This window comes from Burkholderia sp. ABCPW 14 (assembly GCF_001523835.1).
Lineage (GTDB): Bacteria > Pseudomonadota > Gammaproteobacteria > Burkholderiales > Burkholderiaceae > Burkholderia > Burkholderia mayonis.
Map to the genome: position 1 here is coordinate 1 of NZ_LOVS01000209.1, position 17,988 is coordinate 17,988.

Below are 17,988 nucleotides of genomic sequence, written 5' to 3' on the forward strand. Positions count from 1 at the left end.
TCGCACGGTCCGCGCCGATCGCGAGCGCCGTGCGAAGCGTTTCCTGAGCCTGCGCGACGCCCACCGACACCGCGATCACTTCCGTCGCCACGCCCGCTTCCTTCAGGCGCACCGCTTCCTCGACCGCGATCTCGTCGAACGGATTCATCGACATCTTCACGTTCGCAATTTCGACCCCCGTGCCGTCCGTCTTCACCCGGACCTTCACGTTGTAATCGACCACTCTCTTCACTGGCACCAGGATTTTCAATTCCGTCTCCGAGCTGGATGGATGCGCGTCAGGCAATTGGATCGTCCATTACACGCGGATTCGACGAACGCGACAACTATCGATTGGCTCTGCCGGTCATAGCCCGCGCCTATTGCACGAAACAGGCCATCCACGAGCGACGCGGCCCGGGAAACCCGGGCCGTTCCGCCAGCGCCTCGCCAGCATCTCGGTGATCGCGAGGAAGCGCGCGATGTCGCTTTGCGGCCGTCGACGTATGGACCGTCATGGCAAGCTCGTTCAGCACCGTTTCATGACGCGCCGGACGTTGCCGGCAATCCATTCGGCATCCGAATGTACGCTGCCACGACCAGCGAGCACCGCATACTGCGCATCGATCCAATCGACCGACCGCCGAAAACGTCGAATGCATCCGTCTTCCAAAGCGATTGCCATTCGCGTCAGCCCAGGAAGCCCGTCACGAGCAACAGATTCGTGCCGCCGATCAACACGAACAACGTCCATGCGACGACCTGCGCACCACGGCCGATCGCATAGTCGCTCATCAACGATCGATCGCTCACCGACCGGATCAGCGGCCACATCGCGAACGGCAATTGCACGCTCAACAGGACCTGACTCCACACGAGCAACTGCCCGATCGCACCGTCGCCGAGCCACAGCACGCCGATGAGCGCCGGGACGAGCGCGAGGCCGCGCGTGATCAGGCGACGCTGATAACACGGTATTTTCACGTGCAGGAAGCCGTCCATGATGACTTGCCCCGCGATCGTGCCGGTCAGCGTCGAACTCTGGCCGGACGCGAGCAGCGCGACGCCGAACAGCAAGGCCGCCGCGCCGCCGGCGATCGGCGTGATCAGCTTGTAGGCCTGGTCGATGTCGGCGACGCCCGTCTGCCCGGTCGCATGGAACGCCGCTCCGGCGAGGATCAGGATCGCCGCATTGACGAGCATGGCGACGAGCAGCGATATCCACGTGTCGATGCGAACGAGCGCGAGCGTATCCCGGATCGCGTCACCCGCACCGCCTACGACGCGACGCGTCTGCACGACCGACGAATGCAGGTAGAGGTTGTGCGGCATGATCGTCGCGCCGACGATGCCGAGCGCGAGCACGATCGCATCCTTGTGATCATGGTTCGGCACGCCAGGCGTCAGGCCGTGCAACACCGCGCGCCAATCGGGCGGCACCATCGCGACCTGCGCGACGAAACAGAACGCCATCGTGCCGATGAGCCCGAGCACGATCGCCTCGATCTTCCGGAATCCCTTGCCTTGCAAGCCCAGGACGATCATCGTGTCGAACGCGGTGAGCACGATGCCCCACGCGAGCGGCACGCCGAGCAGCAGCTTGAACGCGAGCGCGCAACCGAGCACTTCGGCGATATCGCACGCGATGATCGACACCTCGGCCGTGACCCACTGGACGACGCGCCCGAACGGCCCGTAGCGGTCGTAGCTCGCCTGCGCGAGATCGCGGCCGGCGACGAGGCCGAGCCGTGCGGCGAGCATCTGCAGGAAGATCGCGGCGATGCTCGAAAACACGACGACCCACAAGAGCGCATAGCCGAACTGCGAGCCGGCCTGGATGTCGGTCGCCCAATTGCCGGGGTCCATGTAGCCGATTGCCACGAGCAGGCCGGGGCCGGCGAAACGGCGCAGTTTGGCGAGACGGGAGACGCCTGCATCGACGACGATGCTGCCTTTGACTTCGGCCGGACAAAAGGGCGCGGTGGGGATAGTGGGGAGCGGCATGGGAGATGCTGGAGAGCCAATGTGCGTGGCGGTCATTTTACGCATTCGTTGGCGGACCTTCCCGCCTTCGGGATATCGCCCGGACGCCGTTTGTTTCGAGCGCTTTCGGCGCTGCGGTTACGCGCGCGAAGCCGCACTCGCCCGCGCGCTGCGCGCGCTCGACGACACCGTCGTGCACGCGCCGTTCGACGGCTACGTGACCAGGCTCGCGATCCTCGCCGGCGAGACGGTCGCGCCAATCAATCGATCTTCACGCGGATCCGCGCAGGCGAATGGTTCGCCGTCGCCAACTTCCGCGAAACCTCGCTCGGCGCGATCGACGCCGGCGCCAGCCCGCCCGTCACCACGAACCGGCCGTCGCCCTGCAACTGCGCGTACGCACCGACGCGACCGGCGGTGCCGCTGTTCCAGAGCGGCCGTCCCGCGGTGTCGTATTCGACCAGATTGCCATCCCCCTGCATCACGATGCGCGCGGCGGTCTGCGACGACACGCCGTTGTTCCATACCGGCGCGCTGCCTTGATAGCTGACGAGATTGCCGTCACTCTGGAGTACGAGCTTGAACCGGCCATCGCAAGACACGATCGCCTGCCCGACGTCGAGCCCCTGGTTCGGGCCGAGCGCGCCGCATGCAGGCACGCCCGCCGCTTGCGGACCGGGATTGGCCGGCACCACGTCGGTGACCGGCGACTCGCCGCGAACCATGCGTCCCGTCTCGTACGCGAATCGCAGATACCAGTCGCTGGGAAGCGCCCGTCCGTCGGCATCGAGCGTCAGCCAATATCCCTGGTCGGGCGCATCACTGCGCTTGCCGGCTACTTTGAAGATCGCCGTCCCTTCGTTGACTTCGTCGAACATCGCGATCTTGACCACCGACGCCCCGCTCGATACCGCGTCGTAGACCTGCCGCCACAGAAAAGCGCCGCCGAGTCGAGGCACCCGATTCGCCGCCGCAGCCGGATTCAGGTTGTGCCACGAAAACCCGGGGAACACGACCGGCAGATACAGTTGCCCATTTTTCTTCGCCAGCGCGAGATCGGGCTGCAGCACCGCGGTCTTCCAGTTGTCGACGTCCTGCGGCGTCACGTAATCGGAAATCAGCGGGCACCACAGTAATTCATCGACTCCCCTTCAACTTCAACCAGACCTTGTTTCGCAACTGAATCGCTGCCGGCGAGCACATCTTGTACGGTCTGAGCCGTCCTTTGTATTGCTCCGGCGTTTGGATCGCAGGATTCTTCAGCAGTGCGGAGTCAACGTAGCGATCAGAACCGACGATCTCGTTGTTGTACCGAACAGCGTTCGTCACCTGAGCGATGTTCTCGGGCCGCATCATCCAGTCGACGAATTTATAGGCCGATTCGACGTTCCGCGCTTTTGCCGGGATGAGCAGGCTGTCCATGAACAGACGGACGCCCTCCTTCGGGTACACGAACCTGATGGTCGGGAGGCGATCCTGCGCGCGCGCAGCCGCCCCGTTCCAGACGTGCAGAACCGTGATTTGCTTTGACGCGAGGCGGTCGACCGTTCCGTCGTTGCTGTACGTCTTCACGAATGGCTTCTGCTTTTGCAAGACGTCGAGCACACGCTTCGCGTCCGCGGGATTCTCGGTGCATTCGTCCTGTCCCAGGTACCAGCTCGCAGCCATGTACAGTTCCTCCTCGACGTCCAAATCGCCGATCTGGCCGCGCAACTCCGCAGGCGGATCGAAAAAGGACTTCCAACTGTCGTCGAGCCGGCCACCCGGCACGCGCGCACTGTCGTAGGCGAAGCCGGTCAGCACGACCGTAAACGGCATCGCGTAATCCCGCTGAGGATCAAATGCCGGGTGGCGGTATTCCGGCTTGATGTTCGCGATATTCGGCAGCTTGCTCTTGTCGAGCTTGAGCAGCAGGGCGGATTTCACCAGCACCGGAACGTAGTAATCACCGGCGATCACGACATCGTATCCGCCTCCGCCCGCCTGTAGTTTCTGGGTAAGCGCCGCATCGCTTGCATAGGTGTCGAGCGTCGTCTCGATTCCAGTCTCTGCCTGAAACTTCTTGATCAGGGTGACAGGCAAGATGTTCGGCCAGCTTCCGATGTGAAGCTCAGCGGCCTGTGCAGTGATGGCTGCAATAAGCAATATTGCCCCAACTATTTTTTTCATATTGCCCCTATTGTTTGGACGTTCGAGTGGCACGTCTCTGACTGTCTGGGCGCGGATTTTTTGGCGCCTCGCGCGCCGACAATCAAGACCATCAACAGTTGAATCGACGAAAGGCCGATGATCGCCGTCGAGATGGCACTGACCTTTAGAGACGGTTTCAAAATGGTCCCGTGGGGCTGTTAACTTTCTCGGCGAGCCGTTAACCTCAGGCATCGGAATAACCGAGGCCGTAGAGATGGGCAAGCCGATCATCGACGACGAACTGTGGATGCTGATCGAGCCGTTACTATCGCCACCCAAGCTGCGGCGCGAGAAGAACCCGGACCGCCTGCCTGTCTCGAATCGCGCCGCGCTGACCGGCATCCTGTTCGTTCTCAAGACCGGACTGCGCTGGCGCGACCTGCCCGCCGAGATGGGCTGCGGTTCGGGCGTGACGCGTTGGCGACGGCTCCGCGATTGGCAGGCTGCGGGCGTATGGGATCGCTTGCACGGGTTGCTGCTCGCGAAGCTGCGAGCGGCAGACCAGATCGACTTCTCGCGAGCCGCCGTCGATTCATCATCGATTCGCGCCGTTGGGGCGGGCCAAAAACTGGGCCAAACCCTACCGATCGCGCGCGACCCGGTTCCAAGCACCACATCGTCACCGACGCCAACGGCACGCCGCTCGCCGCGATCCTGACCGGCGCAAATATCAACGACGTCACGCAATTGCTGCCGCTGATCGACGCGATTCCACCGATTCGCGGATTGCGCGGCCATCCACTGAGCAGACCGCGTGCGGTCTACGCCGATCGTGGTTACGACTCCGAGCGACATCGACGAGCGTTGCGCAAGCCCGGTATCGAGCCGCTGATCGCCAAGCGCCGTACGGAACATGGCAGCGGTCTCGGAAAATATCGCTGGGTCGTCGAACGCACGCATGCCTGGCTGCATCACTTCCGCCGCCTTCGAATTCGTTTCGAGCGTCGTGCTGATATTCACGGCGCGTTCCTCAAACTCGGTTGCTGCTTGATCTGCTGGAATACACTCCGGCGCGTCGAACAGCCTTTATGAAACCGTCTCTTACTGCTCGATCAAAAATCGATCTCGGTTCCGGGCCTGCGCGATCCATGCCGGCGCGCGCCCCTTTCCACTCCATGTCGCACCGGTCTTCGGGTGCCGGTACTTCGGAACGCTCGCGCCTTTTGCGGCGGCAGTGTCTTGTGCTCGGGGCGCACGCTTACGGCCGAAGACGTCCTGCTCGGTCAGTCCATACTCGGCCACCTTCGCGCGCACGTCGGCAATGACTGCCGCGAGCTCCTGGTCACGCAGCGCCGATGCCTCTGCCTGCAATGCTTCGATTTGTGCCTTTACGTCCGAATACGTACGCTTGTTACCTGCCATTGTCATTATCCTGTTGAAATTGATCATCGCCGGCTACCGGCCGGCACGGGACGCTCGCGCGTCAGGTCCTTTTCGTCCAGCGTGCAGAAGTACGTTAGGGCCGCAAAAACCCCCTGCGCCAGAGCGCTGAGCCCGCCCAAAATGACGGCAGCATTGACCCATCAATGCAAGCGCAAGGGCTGCTCCGTACCCCCCACTCCCCGCTGACATACCGACGCCCTTTATCGTCGATTCCGAAGGAGACGGGCTTGCCGCCTGCCTCGAATTCCGAATTCACTCGCTCGTGAATCGGCATGGCTATTCCTTAGTTACATCCGAAAGCCGGAAGACGGTGGAGCGCCATCCGGCTCAGGGGAAGGACGCAGCCCAAGCACGTCGAGATACGTGTCAAGCGAGCGCTGCGCCGATTCCGCGATCAGTTGCGTGATGTCGTCGTAGGCGCCACTTCCACAGGCGCTGTCCAGTGCATCGTAATAGGCGAGCCGATCTTCCTTGCGGACGATTGCCGGCGGATAGCCAGCTTTCATCAACTCGAAGTTCAGCAGGAGCCGCCCCGTGCGTCCATTATCATCGATGAACGGACGGATCTTGGCGAAGCGTGTGTGCAGTTCCGCGGCGCGTTCGACCGGATGCATCGCACCGGCCTTTTCGTACCCGTCGATCAGTGCCGCCATTTCAGCGGGCAGATGAAAGAAGTCGGGCGGCGTCGTGCTCGCGCCCGCAATTACAACATTCTCGTGGCGGTAGCGGCCCGCCTCGCCGTCGTTGATGCCTTTCAACACGAGCCCGTGGATGTTGCGGATCTGCCAATCCGACAACGCCTCGGCCCTCGAGACAATGCCCTCGACATAGAGGATCGCGTCGCGGTGGTTCGTCGCCTCGAAGTGTTCGCGAAGAGTCTTTCCGCCGACCGTGATGCCTTCGAGCACCACTTTGGTCTCGCGCAGCGTCAAGGTGTTCCCTTCGATCGCGTTCGAGTGATACGTCCACTCCAGCACCAGTTTCTCTCGCAGAGAGGCGACCGTGTGCCGAGGAAGCGGACGTGCAGCATCGAGCGTCGCCTCGTCGGCGTCAATCTTCTTTAGCAGCACGGCAGATTGATTCGGCATTTGCCTCTCGAAGTGGATTGTTTGTGAGTCAGTGCATATCCCCATTAGGGATAATCAAATGGATTTTCGCTTTTTTTGCCACTGCAAGATGTCCAAGACATATGACCGTCCCATGTCGGGCATGGTGCGCGCGTCCGGCGAGTCATCCGGCAGAAGCCATTTGTCCAAGGTCCGCGCCGCAACACTCAAGCGGACCGCGAACTCCGCGCGAGTCATCCCGAGCTGATCCATTGCCACGCGCAGCAGTTCCTGTTGTGAGCGTGCTGCGAGTCTATCCTTCGTTGTCATGTTCCTCAATATCGGTCGAAATCACTCTCGGCTTTATATCCCCAACGGGGACAAAGCTCAAGCGCCCGAGAGCAGTTCATCAAGCCCAGTTGCCGGGAAACGGAATTAGTATGACTCGGTCGCTTCTTGTGAGACAGGAAATACCGAAATCTGAAGACTGCTCGGATGTCCGCGCGCGTAGCGCATGATTACATTCATCACGGTGCGCCACTGGCAAGGACAAGGCGCCCGAATCGCCGCCGATTGCACAGGGGCCCTCCGCCTCGCCGAATCAGGCCTACTCGACGAGCAGGAGGCGACCACGACAGGGTGGCTCGGCCCGCTATTCCGAAGCCGCTACCCTGAGGTTCGACTCGACCAGGACCGAAGCTCGTCCCTTCGGGACCGTTTGTGACCACTGGCGCGGCGATGGGGCATCTGGATCTCACGCTCCGGCTGATCCGGCAAGAGAGCCCGGAATTGGCCACGCTCGTGGCGCGGGACATGTTGGTCGACGGGCGGGTATCTCTGGCGCCATACGTCATCCCCGATCACCTCGCGCATAGCGATCCTCTCATCGAACGATTCGAGCAATGGACACGCACGGATCTGGCGAGGGGATTCTCGCTGCAAGAGGCCGCCCACGACCTCGCAACAAGCCCGAGGACGCTGCAAAGGCATGCCGGAGTCGTGCTTGGCAAATCCCCCTGTCCTGCTTTCAGGATCGACGGGTCGAGCGTGCCAGGTATCTTATCGAGACAAGCTCGATGGACTGGATGCAATCGCCGCAGAAATGGGCTACGCAGACGGCGCAACTCTGCGACCGCGGCTTCGCCGGAGACTTGGTCGGGGGGTGCGTGCTCCGATCAGGCTGACCGGGACGAACCCGAATCTGTACGGACAATCGGGCGGCACGATCTAGGGCAATATTCTTTGTTCGCGCACTGTCAGCTTGGCCGGCAGAATCCGTTTTCCACCCAGGTCACAGCGCTCGCCTTGCTGAGCTTGAAGTTCGCCGCCACCCGCATTTGAGCGAGTTGCTCGCCGAAGGCGTCAAGAGCGGTCAGCAGTGCGTAAGGCTCATCTTCGTCGGGAACAATATCCAGCGTGATGTCCAATTCGCCCTCGCCCGTTGCCGCCGCAACCGTCACTCGCTTATGCAACTGCGCGCGCAGTTGCTGCTCGTGCCGACGCAATACCTCTGACGCGGTTTTCACGAGCGTATTGAATGCCGAAGTATCGAGCGGCTTCGGATCCTTCTTGTTGCGGCCCATCGTCCATGGACCGACAAGCGCGGGTTCCGGCTCGCCGTCCTTGATCATTTCGACGGCCCAGCCGTCGTCGTCCTGGTTCTTAACCACGCGCGCAGTCCAGCCGCCGTCGCGCCACAGATAGTCCTCGTGCAGCGTTTCGGAGCGCTCGTCAAAATGGCCTTCCGCCGCGGAATCGGCGGCGCGATCTGTTGCGGAATCGAGCGTTGGAAGGGGCGTGTCGGTCATTGCAGGTTCACTCACATTCGTAGGGCGCATTCAGTACAAGCATGGGATTCTACCTGCCCGACGAGCGGCGGGCACTGCCCTATGACGGCAGTACGCCAACCGGCCAACACGTACCCACAGAGTGAGCGCGAATTTCGGCGCACCTAGCTTGCGCGGCTGAGAAGGCACACGATGGCGTCCGCAGCCACAACTTGCGGACGCCATCCATGACCCAGGATGAACTGACCTTTTTTGCCCGTGCGGGTGGCACGCATGGGTGTTGGCGGCAAGCGCAGCTTCGACCTGGCCGACAAGCAACGACTCATCGATGCCTGCCTGCAACCGGGCGTATCGCTGTCTGGCCTGGCGCTGAAGGCTGCACGCCATTCCTGGTGTATTTGCGAACGGTCTTGCGGTCCATACCCAGTCGAGCGGCGATGGCCGAAACACTCAGCCCCTGCCGATGCATTTCCAGAATCGTCATCACTTCCCCCAACTCGGCCACCGACACCCCCAAGACGGATCTCAAGGGCGATATGGTCGGCGATCGACAGGACGGCGCCGCTACCGCTGCGCCGTCAGATAAAAAACTGGGGAAAATGACTTCGACAAATGTGGGGGGGTATCTATGCGACGCTGACATCCAAGACTTAACCTGCCTCACACGAGGCATTTCGGATACCTCCGAATAACGGGATGACCGAGTCGTTTGTGAAAATCATGAAGCATGATTACATTCCCTTCATGAACAAGTCTGATTTGCCGACAGCGCTCACATATCTGGCCGATGCCTTCGAAAACTACAATGAGCGCCACCCGTACGAAGCACTGAAATACCGTTCGCCACGGGAGTTTCGCCGTGCCACGACATCACGAACTTAACGGCGTCCTTGTGTCCTCAGACACGGGAGGAACTCCATGGACATATTCGGACGGGCAAGACTCATCAAAAATATGTCCTCCTACTGCCTAACCTCTCAACCTCCAATCCATTTACTCAACACACTTATATTTTCTCCACGACGCATTCAACAGTCATGTCAGAAAAGGCTTTCCGTCCACTACTGCATATTTCCCGTCGCCAGGCCCTGCTGTTCTGCGTGCTGCTTACCGCCTTCGAACTGTTGACTTACCTGGCCAGCGACATGGTGATGCCGGCCATGCTGCAAGTCACACGCGATCTGTCCGCATCCAACCACCACGTCCCCACCGCGCTCAGCGCCTTCCTGCTGGGTGGCATCGCCGTCCAGTGGCTGATCGGCCCGCTGTCCGACCGCTTCGGCCGCCGCCCGCTGCTGCTGGCCGGCACGCTGATCTTCGCTCTCGCCTGCCTGGCCGCTGGCGGTAGCCAGCACATCGGCTGGTTCAATCTGCTGCGCTTTATCCAGGGAATCGCTCTGGGTTTCATCGTGGTGGTCAGCTACCCCACACTGCAGGAAACCTTCGCCGAACGCGACGCGGTGCGGCTAATGGCGCTGCTGGCCAATATCGCGCTGCTATCGCCGCTGGCCGGTCCGCTGCTGGGTAGCCTGCTGCTGGAAATTCTGTCCTGGCGCCAGCTATTCGCCGCGCTGGGCATCACCACCCTGCTGGTAACGCTGAGCCTGTGGGGCTGGATGCCGGAGACGCTGGGCGCGCCGCGCCACGACGGTCCCGCTCAGCAGCCGGTGCCGCTTCGCCTTGGGGGCGCGCTGGCCAAGTATCTGGCCCTGCTCAAGCTCCGTGATTTCGTTTGCGGCAGCCTGGCGCTGGGTCTGCTGACCCTGCCGCTAATCGCCTGGATCGGCCTGTCGCCACTGCTCTTGATCTACCGCCTTGGCTACAGCGGTCTGGAGTACGGCCTGTGGCAGATGCCGGTGTTCGGCGCGGTGATTGCCGGCAACCTGCTGCTGAACCGGCTGGCAGGCCGGCTGGAACTGTCCCGCCTACTGCGGCTGGCGCTGTGGCCGATGGCTACCGGCCTACTGCTCACCGGACTCGCCGCCCCGTTCTCGCCTTCGCTGCCGGCGCTGGTTGTCTGCCTGGCCGTCTACGCCTTCGGCCTGGACCTGGGCAATGCCCCCCTGTACCGGCTCACGCTGTACAGCAGCGACAACGCAAAAGGCAGCGTCGCCGCGATGCTGGGCATGCTGTCCACGGCCATGCTGGGCGGTGGCAGCACCGTGCTGGCGCTGCTGAACGCCGGCGACAGTCCCACTCGCTTCGCTGCCGGCGTCAGTCTGGCCTCGCTACTGGCCGCGCCGCCGCTGTGGATGCTGCTGCGCCGCCCTCAGCCCCAGCCTGTCTCTGCCTGACGTCCGCTTTCTTGTTCACTGGAACTGCCATGACCCCGCTCCCCCACGTCGAGGCCCTGTGCGCGCTCGAACAACCCTACCGCGCCGAAGCCAAATGCGACCGATTGTTCGACGCCGCGATGCGCGAGCTCGTCGATTTCCACTGCGAGCACAGCCCCGGTTATCGCCGCTGGCTGGAGCAGAATGGCTTCACGCCCGAGCGGCTGGCCGACCTGTCCGACTGGTCACAGCTGCCACCCATATTCGCCAATTATTTCAAGCGCAACCTGCTGTTGAGCAAGACCGGCGAGGATGCGCTGGAGCTGACCTCGTCCGGCACCACCGGACAAAAGAGCCGAATGCGCTACGATGCGCGCAGCATAGGCGCCGCTCAGCGCATGGTGGACCGCATCTTCGACCACTACGGCTGGAACACGCCGCAGACGCCGTGCAACTACCTGCTCCTCAGCTACGAGCCGGCCGGCGCCATCACCTTGGGCACGGCCTATACCGACCAGTTCCTGTGCAAGTACGCACCGATCAACCGCGCCGTCTACGCGCTGCGTCACAACGGCAAGGGCAACGAATTCGACCCGTTCGGCACGATACGCGCACTGCAGGAATTCGCCGATGACGGGCTGCCGGTGCGCATCTTGGGCTTCCCGGCGTTCCTGTGGTTCACGCTGGAGCGTATGCGTGACATGGGCCTGCCGCCGCTGGCACTGCATCCGGAATCGTTGGTTTTCCTTGGCGGCGGCTGGAAAACCCACGCCGACCAGGCCATACCCAAGGCCGAGCTGCACCGCCGCTTGGGCGAACAGATCGGCGTGCCGGACGAGCGCTGCCGCGACGGCTACGGCTCGGTCGAACATTCGGTGCCCTATATCGAATGCCCACGCCACCATTTTCACGTGCCCAGCTGGGCACGCGTCTGGACGCGCGATACCGCCACGCTGGCTTGCCTGCCCTATGGCGAGGTCGGCTTCCTGCACTTGGTCTCGCCCTACATCACTTCGAGCCCAGCGCACAGCATGCTGCTGAGCGACCTAGCCGTGCTGCAACCGGCCGAACGCTGCGGCTGCGGCCTGGCCACCGACTGGTTCGATCTCCTGGGCCGCGCCGGCACCAGCAAGAGCCGCAGCTGCGCGATGGCCGCGTCCGAATTGATCAAGGAGTCCTGAAATGTACCTGATTCATGGCGAACTGCGCGCCGACATCGAGCTCGATGCCGCGCTGGCCACCCTGCGCGCCCGCCTCACCGATACCCTGGCCGCGCCGCCAGACGCAGAGGCGGTGCTGTCCTGCGCCGAACGCTTCGCCGACGCCCTCGCCCGGGCCGACCACCACCTGCTGCCGGACGAGGCAGCGCGTGCCGGGCTGGCCGCCTTCTGCCGCCGCGAGGCGCTGCAGGCCAAGCTGGAACGCGAGCTGGGCGAAAGTCCGTTCTCGCTGCGTCGTCCCGACTACCGCGAGGCGCACTTCGAGGCCTGGCGGCCGCTGGGTCTGGTGGTGCACGTCACCCCGTCCAACGCCGCGCTGCTACCCTTCATGGCGGTGCTGGAAGGCCTGCTGGCCGGCAACGTCAACTGGTTGCGCCCCAGCGGCAGCGACCGGGGCCTGAGCGCCCGGCTGCTGGCCGAACTGCTGCAGCACGACGCCGACGGCCAGTTGGCCGCGCATATCGCCGTACTGCCCACGGCGAACGAGGCACTTCCCCTGCTGATGGCCGACGCCGACGGCGTGTCGGCCTGGGGCGGCGACGCCGCGCTGGCCGCCATTCGCGGCCGGCTGCCGGCCGGCTGCCGTTGGATAGACTGGGGCAACCGCATCAGCTTCGCCTATCTGGATCCCGCCGCCGCCGCGGATGATCAGTTGGATGCGCTGGCCGACGACATTTGCCGCCACGACCAGCAGGCCTGCTCCAGTCCGCAGGCCATGCTGGTGGACAGCGACGATCCGGCCGTGATCCACGAGATGGCGCGGCGGCTGGCCGCCGCGCTCAACCGTCGCGCGCCCCTGTGGCCGGCGCTGACGCCGGACTTGCAGGAGGCCGCCGAGATCAGCACCCGCATGGCCTTCCACCAACTGGACCAGGCCTTCGCCAACGGCCAGGGCCAGGTGCTTGCCGGCAAGGGCTGGCGGCTGGCTTGGAATACGCGCCAAGAACTGGCACCGTCGCCGCTGTTTCGCACCGTGGAACTGCGCCCGGCACCACGCGCCGCGCTCGCCCGCATCCTGCGCCCATGGCGCACCCATCTGCAAAGCTGCGGCCTGATCGCCCCCGCATCGCAATTGCCGAAATTGAGTCGCGCGCTGGTGACCGCCGGCGTCAGCCGAATCGCGCCGGCCGGCCGCATGCACGACGGCTACCACGGCGAGCCGCACGACGGCGTCTACGCGCTGCAGCGGCTGTCGCGCCGGGTGTCGGTCAGCCTGGACGCCGCCGCGCTGCCCGGCCACGCCCACTTGGACGCGCCGCCGGCCCAGCCCGAGGGCCTGGCCGCGCTGCCGTTGATGGACAAAAGCACTTTCCAGAGCCAATCCGCCAACGGCAAAGCCCAGCTGTTCTTCCGCAGCGGCGGCTGCAGCGGTGCGCCCAAACTGGCCGGCTTCAGCTACCGCGACTACCACCGCCAAATGCGCGCCGCCGCCGACGGCCTCTTGGCGGCCGGCTTGAACCCGGCCACCGACCGCGCGATGAACCTGCTGTACGGCGGCAAACTGTACGGCGGCATGCTCAGCTTCTTTACGATACTGGATCACTTGGGCGTGGCGCAGTACCCGATGGGCGGTCCGTCCGACGACGACTTCGGTGAGATCGCCCACTTCATCGCCGAGCAGCAGATCAATACCCTGATCGGCATGCCTGGCACGTTGCACCGGTTGTTCGAATGCGAGAACAAGGTGCTGCGCCGTTATGGCGGGGTGGGCAAGGTATTCTGCGGCGGCGAGCACATCAGCGACGGCCAGCGCGCCTACATCGGCAGCTTCGGCGTGAAGCTGATCCGCTCGGCGATATACGGCTCGGTGGACGCCGGCCCGCTAGGCCACGCCTGCCCGCACTGCGTTGACGGCGAGTTCCACCTGCTGGCCGAAACCCAGTGGCTGGAAGTGCTGGAAACCGACAGCGACCTGCCGGCCGCGCCCGGCGCGCCCGGCCGCATGGTGTTCACCTCGCGCGAGCGCGAGGCACAGCAGGTGAAGCGCTACGATCTGGGCGATCTCGGCCAGTGGCTGCCCGACGGCTGCCTCTGCGGCTTGGCCACGCCGCGCTTCCGCCTCATCGGTCGCCACGGCGCGCTGCTGCGGGTGGGTACCATCTTCGTCAACCCTGCTGAACTGAGTGGCAAGATCGGTCTGCCGATGCAGTGGCTGGTGGACAGCGCCGACAGCGGCGGCGATCGCATCCGACTGCTGGCCGACGGCGACGCAAGGGCGATACGCGCCCGCCTCCTGGAAGAACCGATGCTGAGCAAGGTGGTGGGCGGCGGCCTGCTCCAGTTGGACGTGACTGCCATCCCGGCCGCCGAATTCCGCCGCCATCCGCACAGCGGCAAAACTCCGCTGGTGCTGGACCTGCGACGTTGAAACCCGGCCGGCGTCGCGGCGCCGGCATGCACGCGAACCCTATGAATCCAAACCTCACATCGCTCGTCGAACACGCCCGACGCCATTCACCACACTATCGCGCGCTCTACCGCGACCTGCCCGACCAAGGCTGGCAACTATCCGACCTGCCGCCGGTCGACCCCGCCGTCTACTGGGGGGATTCGCACGACCTGTCGCGCCAGCCGACCCTGATCGCAGCCCCGGCGGACGGCCACGTGTTCAAGACCGGCGGCTCCACCGGCGACGGCAAGCTGTCGGTGTTCAGCCGCGCCGAATGGCAGGCCTTCGTCCGTGCTTTCGGCCGTGGTCTCGCGTGTCAGTTGCGCCCCGGCGACCGCGTCGCCAACCTGTTCTTCGCCGGCGACCTCTACACCAGCCTGCTGTTCATCCACGGCGCGCTGGCGCAGGCACCGGTGCCGGTACTGGAATACCCGTTCACCTGCAGCGTCGACAATGACGCGCTGGCCGCCGCCATTCACCGCCACCGCATCAATGTGCTGGCCGGCGTGCCAGCGCAACTGCTGCGCTTCGCCCATCGTCTGGAGGAAAAAACCCAGGTGCTGCCAGAGGTCGAAACCGTGCTCTACGGCGGCGAAAGCCTATTCGGCGAGCAGATCGAACTGTTGAAGCAGGTGTTCCCGCGGGCACGCATCGGCTCGGTCGGCTGCGCTAGCGTCGACGCGGGCCTGATAGGCTACGCCGACCCCAACTGCGGCAATGGCGAACACCGGGTGTTCGATGGCGACAGCATCGTCGAATTCGTCGATGAGGACAGCGGCGAAACGATAGACGAGTCGGGCCGACGCGGCCTGTTGCTGGTAACCAATCTGCAGCGCCAACTAATGCCGGTGATCCGATATCCCAGCGGCGACCTCGGCTGCTGGCGCGAACCGCCCGGCCCCAACCGCAAGTTCGCGCTGCTGGGCCGCGCCGGCAACGGCCACCGCGTCCGCGTCGGCACGTTGTCGCTGTTTCCGGAGGAACTGGGCCGGACGCTGGGCGAGCTACATGAACTGCTGGGCTGGCAACTGGAAATCTCGCGCGAGGGGGGACGGGACTGCCTGGCGCTGCTGCTGTCGGCGCGCGCGCCGCTGGATCTGGAGCGGCTGCGGCTGGCGCTGCTGGCCGGCCAGCCGGCGATTGCCGAATTATGCAAAGAAGAGCAACTGAGCCTGGCACTGCGGCAGACCACACCGGAGCAAATGCGCACCCATCCGCGTTCCGGCAAGCTGCTGCGGGTGGTGGACCGGCGTGACTATCAGCCGGCGGAGGCGCCGGCATGAACACTCGCCATCCGCGAGCCATCTGTGCGCGCGACTACCAGCCGTCCGACGCCATCGACATCAGCACGCTGTTTCGCACGGTCTATGGCGACCACTACGTCTACGCCGATGTCTACCTGCCCAGCCAGATCCAGCAACGCAATGCCAGTGGACATTGGCGTTCGGCGGTCGCCGTCCGCGACGGCCGGCTGTTGGGACACGCCGCGCTGTGGCTGGATCCGGCCCAGCCGGGCCAAGCAGAGCTGGCGCTGAATGTGGTGCATCCGGACGCGCGCGGCCAGGGTATCGCCAGCCTATTGGGCCGCCACCTGTGTGCGGCAGCAGCCAATCTCGGTATTGCGCTGCTGACCATCAAACAGGTGTGCTCCCATCCGCGAAGCCAGTACGTGGCTCGGGCGCTGGGTTTTCGCAGCACGGCACTGCTACTCGACTACGTGGATTCGCCGTTCGGATGCCCGGAACCGGAAAGTATCATTTTCGGCTGCCTGCCGCTCAAGCCGCTGCCGCTTCCGCGGCTGGACTGGCCGCAAGCCTGGCGCGAATGGCTGGCACCGCTGCACCAGACGTTTGGTGAAGAAGAACGCTTGCCCGCCGACGCCAGCCTGCCTAGCCTCGCGCTAACGTGTCACGGTCAATGGCTAGAGCTAACCATGCAACAGCCATCAGAGGCTCAGTTGACCGAGATCGCAACCATGCCCGCCGGCAAGCCGATCTATCTGAAGCTGCCGGCCAGCGCGGAAACGCTGGCGTGTCGGCCGGAATTGGAGCGGGCCGGCTTCCGCTTTGGCGGACTGCTGCCGGTGGCGTCCGACGGCTGGCAGTTGCTATGGCTGCGCGGCCTGAGCGGACAGGCAATCCGCTTCTGCGACAAGCAAGCAGCGCAATTGCACCAGATTTACGCCAATCCGGACATTACTTTATGACCAAACCGCCAGAATTCACACGAAACGGATGATCACGCCAAGTCGCCCGCTTGAGACGATGTATCCGGTGGTGTTCTTCGACGCGCTGCGAGTCAAGATCCGGGACGAAGGTGTGGTTCGCAACAAAGTGATCCGCTTGGGTTTTCCGGACCAGGTGCTTGAGCTGTAGGCGTCGTAACTGGTCGGGCGGCAGCGGCAGCAATTGCTGGCGACTCAGGGGCTTACGATTCGTGTACGACCATCATATTGGTCCCGGCCGACGAGTTTCATCACGCGCGCCCCGACGTCGAAATCGACGAGATCAGGTTGGCTCCGCACGAGGTCTTGTGGCCGTCGAATGCGACGGCACGACCGTCGAAGCCGTCTCGTTTCGCATGAAGAAAGCCAAATAGACGACTCGCAGCAGGCAGACGACTTGATCACAATCACCGTTTCCTGAGCGAACCACGGCCAGCGCCACGTGGTTCTCCAGGGAAAGCGCTTGCACTTTCTGAGTCGGCAGCGGCAACAACATCTCTTTCGTCAGAGGCACACACCGAGAACGCTTCGCGACTCGCTTCGTCACGAACTTCCTCTCTCACAATCACCATCCAGATCAATCCTTGCCATCGAAATCCCATTTCGGGCGCTTCCTCTAGCTCTACGCGCGCTACAGGATCACGCAGTTTGGGCATCGCTTATTGAAATTTGATCGCCACTGACGACACCACTGCGCCCGCCTACGAAAAAAGCAAAGCCCCAAGTTTTCCTATCTCTCATTTATAAATTCTTATTTACTACTTTCATAAAATCAGCGACCACCGATTCCGCCCCCTCAACACTTATTCCAACAAACGTCTCAGCCTCAATAGTAACAATATTACCGCCCACATTGATCACCAAAACCTCCAAATCTTGAGAGCCAGCGACGCCACCACTCTTATTCACAACTTCCGCCCCAATTTCGGATATAGCAGTAGACAAAGCTTTTCTCAAGGCCTCGTCATATTCGTCCCCAACCACAATTTTCACAATATCGCTTTTCATGTCAAAACCCCAAATCCTTGCCACCAGTTCGGGTTGCAGATTCTATAATCTGATCCCAACTTTTCCCCTTGGCGCGAAGCCAGTCTATCGAAGGGCCAAGTTTGTCTCCATACTTCTCGATGTTTCTTGCATATATTTCCTCAAGCTTATCTGACGGAGTCAGATTTTTGTATTTAACACCCAGATCACGCCTCATTTGATGAACACGTCGGGCTATCTGCTCAGGGGTCGATCCTGCTTCACGCATATCGTTGGCGACATCCTTTAATTTGTTTACCTCGTCCGCATAAGCTTGACGAAGTGGCGGGAGCGTTTTCTCAACCTTAGCTCCATCTCCGGCTACGTTACCAGCACCAGCCCCTTCAGCCGTATTAGTCGCCTTAGAAGCTGTTGCGAAATTAGTTAAACAGAGACTTTAGACGCGTCCAGCAAATCAAAGCGCAAGCCAGAGACATGAAGGCCTCGTGAACATGAGCATAGCGTTCGTAACGAATCTTGAGCCGTCG

At 62.9% G+C, this 17,988-nt stretch carries 15 protein-coding genes and 7 pseudogenes; 10 read left to right on the forward strand and 12 right to left on the reverse strand.

Annotated features, from left to right (window positions below; all coding sequences use genetic code 11):
- Window positions 1-250, reverse strand: a 250-nt coding sequence (locus WS62_RS31290) for an electron transfer flavoprotein subunit beta/FixA family protein (protein ID WP_442855092.1), incomplete at its 3' end; no start/stop codon positions are given.
- Window positions 251-669: 419 nt separating this feature from the next.
- Complete coding sequence (locus WS62_RS31295; RefSeq protein WP_066579313.1) at window positions 670-1,983, reverse strand: Nramp family divalent metal transporter; 1,314 nt, start codon at window positions 1,981-1,983, stop codon at window positions 670-672.
- A 118-nt stretch (window positions 1,984-2,101) separates the two neighbouring features.
- Between WS62_RS31295 and WS62_RS38600 the strand changes: the two are divergent.
- Window positions 2,102-2,310 (forward strand): annotated as a pseudogene (locus WS62_RS38600) (multidrug transporter subunit MdtN); the annotation flags it as partial.
- On the opposite strand, the gene WS62_RS31300 reads toward WS62_RS38600, so the two are convergent.
- Window positions 2,223-3,068, reverse strand: coding sequence for a hypothetical protein (locus WS62_RS31300; RefSeq protein ID WP_066579315.1), 846 nt, complete (start codon window positions 3,066-3,068; stop codon window positions 2,223-2,225). The pseudogene WS62_RS38600 and the gene WS62_RS31300 overlap by 88 nt on opposite strands.
- A 31-nt stretch (window positions 3,069-3,099) precedes the next feature.
- Entirely contained in the window at window positions 3,100-4,131 is a 1,032-nt protein-coding gene (locus WS62_RS31305; protein WP_066579318.1) for an extracellular solute-binding protein, read from the reverse strand.
- A gap of 235 nt (window positions 4,132-4,366) precedes the next feature.
- On the opposite strand from WS62_RS31305, the gene WS62_RS35635 reads away from it, so the two are divergent.
- Window positions 4,367-5,184, forward strand: a protein-coding gene (locus WS62_RS35635; protein WP_156441201.1) for an IS5 family transposase whose coding sequence is annotated in 2 segments (ribosomal slippage) — window positions 4,367-4,715 and window positions 4,715-5,184 — 819 coding nt in all. Because the reading frame shifts where the segments join, the coding sequence is not laid out codon by codon here.
- Between the two features lie 9 nt (window positions 5,185-5,193).
- On the opposite strand, the gene WS62_RS31315 is transcribed toward WS62_RS35635, so the two are convergent.
- From WS62_RS31315 to WS62_RS31325, 3 genes are all read right to left on the reverse strand, one after another.
- The gene (locus tag WS62_RS31315) at window positions 5,194-5,514 is read right to left on the reverse strand and encodes an H-NS histone family protein (RefSeq protein WP_066579353.1); all 321 of its coding nucleotides are present in this window, start codon (window positions 5,512-5,514) and stop codon (window positions 5,194-5,196) included.
- 308 nt (window positions 5,515-5,822) lie between these two features.
- The gene (locus WS62_RS31320) at window positions 5,823-6,623 is read right to left on the reverse strand and encodes a Fic family protein (RefSeq protein ID WP_066579325.1); all 801 of its coding nucleotides are present in this window, start codon (window positions 6,621-6,623) and stop codon (window positions 5,823-5,825) included.
- A gap of 54 nt (window positions 6,624-6,677) precedes the next feature.
- Window positions 6,678-6,911 carry an aspartate carbamoyltransferase catalytic chain gene (locus tag WS62_RS31325; protein WP_066579328.1) on the reverse strand — a complete coding sequence of 78 codons (234 nt, stop codon included), beginning with the start codon at window positions 6,909-6,911 and terminating at the stop codon, window positions 6,678-6,680.
- A 211-nt stretch (window positions 6,912-7,122) separates the two neighbouring features.
- Between WS62_RS31325 and WS62_RS38605 the strand changes: the two are divergent.
- Window positions 7,123-7,812 (forward strand): annotated as a pseudogene (locus WS62_RS38605) (helix-turn-helix domain-containing protein); the annotation flags it as partial.
- Window positions 7,813-7,837: 25 nt separating this feature from the next.
- On the opposite strand, the gene WS62_RS31330 reads toward WS62_RS38605, so the two are convergent.
- Window positions 7,838-8,389, reverse strand: coding sequence for a hypothetical protein (locus tag WS62_RS31330; protein WP_066579330.1), 552 nt, complete (start codon window positions 8,387-8,389; stop codon window positions 7,838-7,840).
- A 322-nt stretch (window positions 8,390-8,711) separates the two neighbouring features.
- Window positions 8,712-8,885: pseudogene (locus tag WS62_RS35645) on the reverse strand (helix-turn-helix domain-containing protein); the annotation flags it as partial.
- 164 nt (window positions 8,886-9,049) lie between these two features.
- On the opposite strand from WS62_RS35645, the pseudogene WS62_RS35650 reads away from it, so the two are divergent.
- From WS62_RS35650 to WS62_RS37170, 7 genes and pseudogenes are all read left to right on the forward strand, one after another.
- Window positions 9,050-9,250, forward strand: a pseudogene (locus WS62_RS35650) (integrase core domain-containing protein); the annotation flags it as partial.
- Window positions 9,251-9,405: 155 nt separating this feature from the next.
- Window positions 9,406-10,662, forward strand: a complete 1,257-nt coding sequence (locus WS62_RS31335; RefSeq protein WP_066579338.1) for an MdfA family multidrug efflux MFS transporter — start codon at window positions 9,406-9,408, stop codon at window positions 10,660-10,662.
- A gap of 29 nt (window positions 10,663-10,691) precedes the next feature.
- On the forward strand, window positions 10,692-11,822 hold the full coding sequence (locus WS62_RS31340) for a LuxE/PaaK family acyltransferase (RefSeq protein ID WP_066579340.1): 1,131 nt from the start codon (window positions 10,692-10,694) through the stop codon (window positions 11,820-11,822).
- Window position 11,823: 1 nt separating this feature from the next.
- Window positions 11,824-14,229, forward strand: coding sequence for an acyl-CoA reductase (locus WS62_RS31345; protein ID WP_066579343.1), 2,406 nt, complete (start codon window positions 11,824-11,826; stop codon window positions 14,227-14,229).
- 41 nt (window positions 14,230-14,270) lie between these two features.
- Complete coding sequence (locus tag WS62_RS31350; RefSeq protein ID WP_066579345.1) at window positions 14,271-15,533, forward strand: phenylacetate--CoA ligase family protein; 1,263 nt, start codon at window positions 14,271-14,273, stop codon at window positions 15,531-15,533.
- A complete protein-coding gene (locus WS62_RS31355) occupies window positions 15,530-16,456 on the forward strand; it encodes a GNAT family N-acetyltransferase (protein ID WP_066579347.1) in 927 nt (308 codons plus the stop codon). Before WS62_RS31350 ends, WS62_RS31355 begins: the two co-directional genes overlap by 4 nt.
- A gap of 40 nt (window positions 16,457-16,496) precedes the next feature.
- A pseudogene (locus WS62_RS37170) lies at window positions 16,497-16,595 on the forward strand (transposase); the annotation flags it as partial.
- A 130-nt stretch (window positions 16,596-16,725) separates the two neighbouring features.
- On the opposite strand, the pseudogene WS62_RS35655 reads toward WS62_RS37170, so the two are convergent.
- The 3 genes and pseudogenes from WS62_RS35655 to WS62_RS37175 all read right to left on the reverse strand — a co-directional run.
- Window positions 16,726-16,812: pseudogene (locus tag WS62_RS35655) on the reverse strand (PAAR domain-containing protein); the annotation flags it as partial.
- Between the two features lie 403 nt (window positions 16,813-17,215).
- Entirely contained in the window at window positions 17,216-17,482 is a 267-nt protein-coding gene (locus WS62_RS31360; RefSeq protein ID WP_066579351.1) for a hypothetical protein, read from the reverse strand.
- A gap of 398 nt (window positions 17,483-17,880) precedes the next feature.
- A pseudogene (locus WS62_RS37175) lies at window positions 17,881-17,988 on the reverse strand (IS5/IS1182 family transposase); the annotation flags it as partial.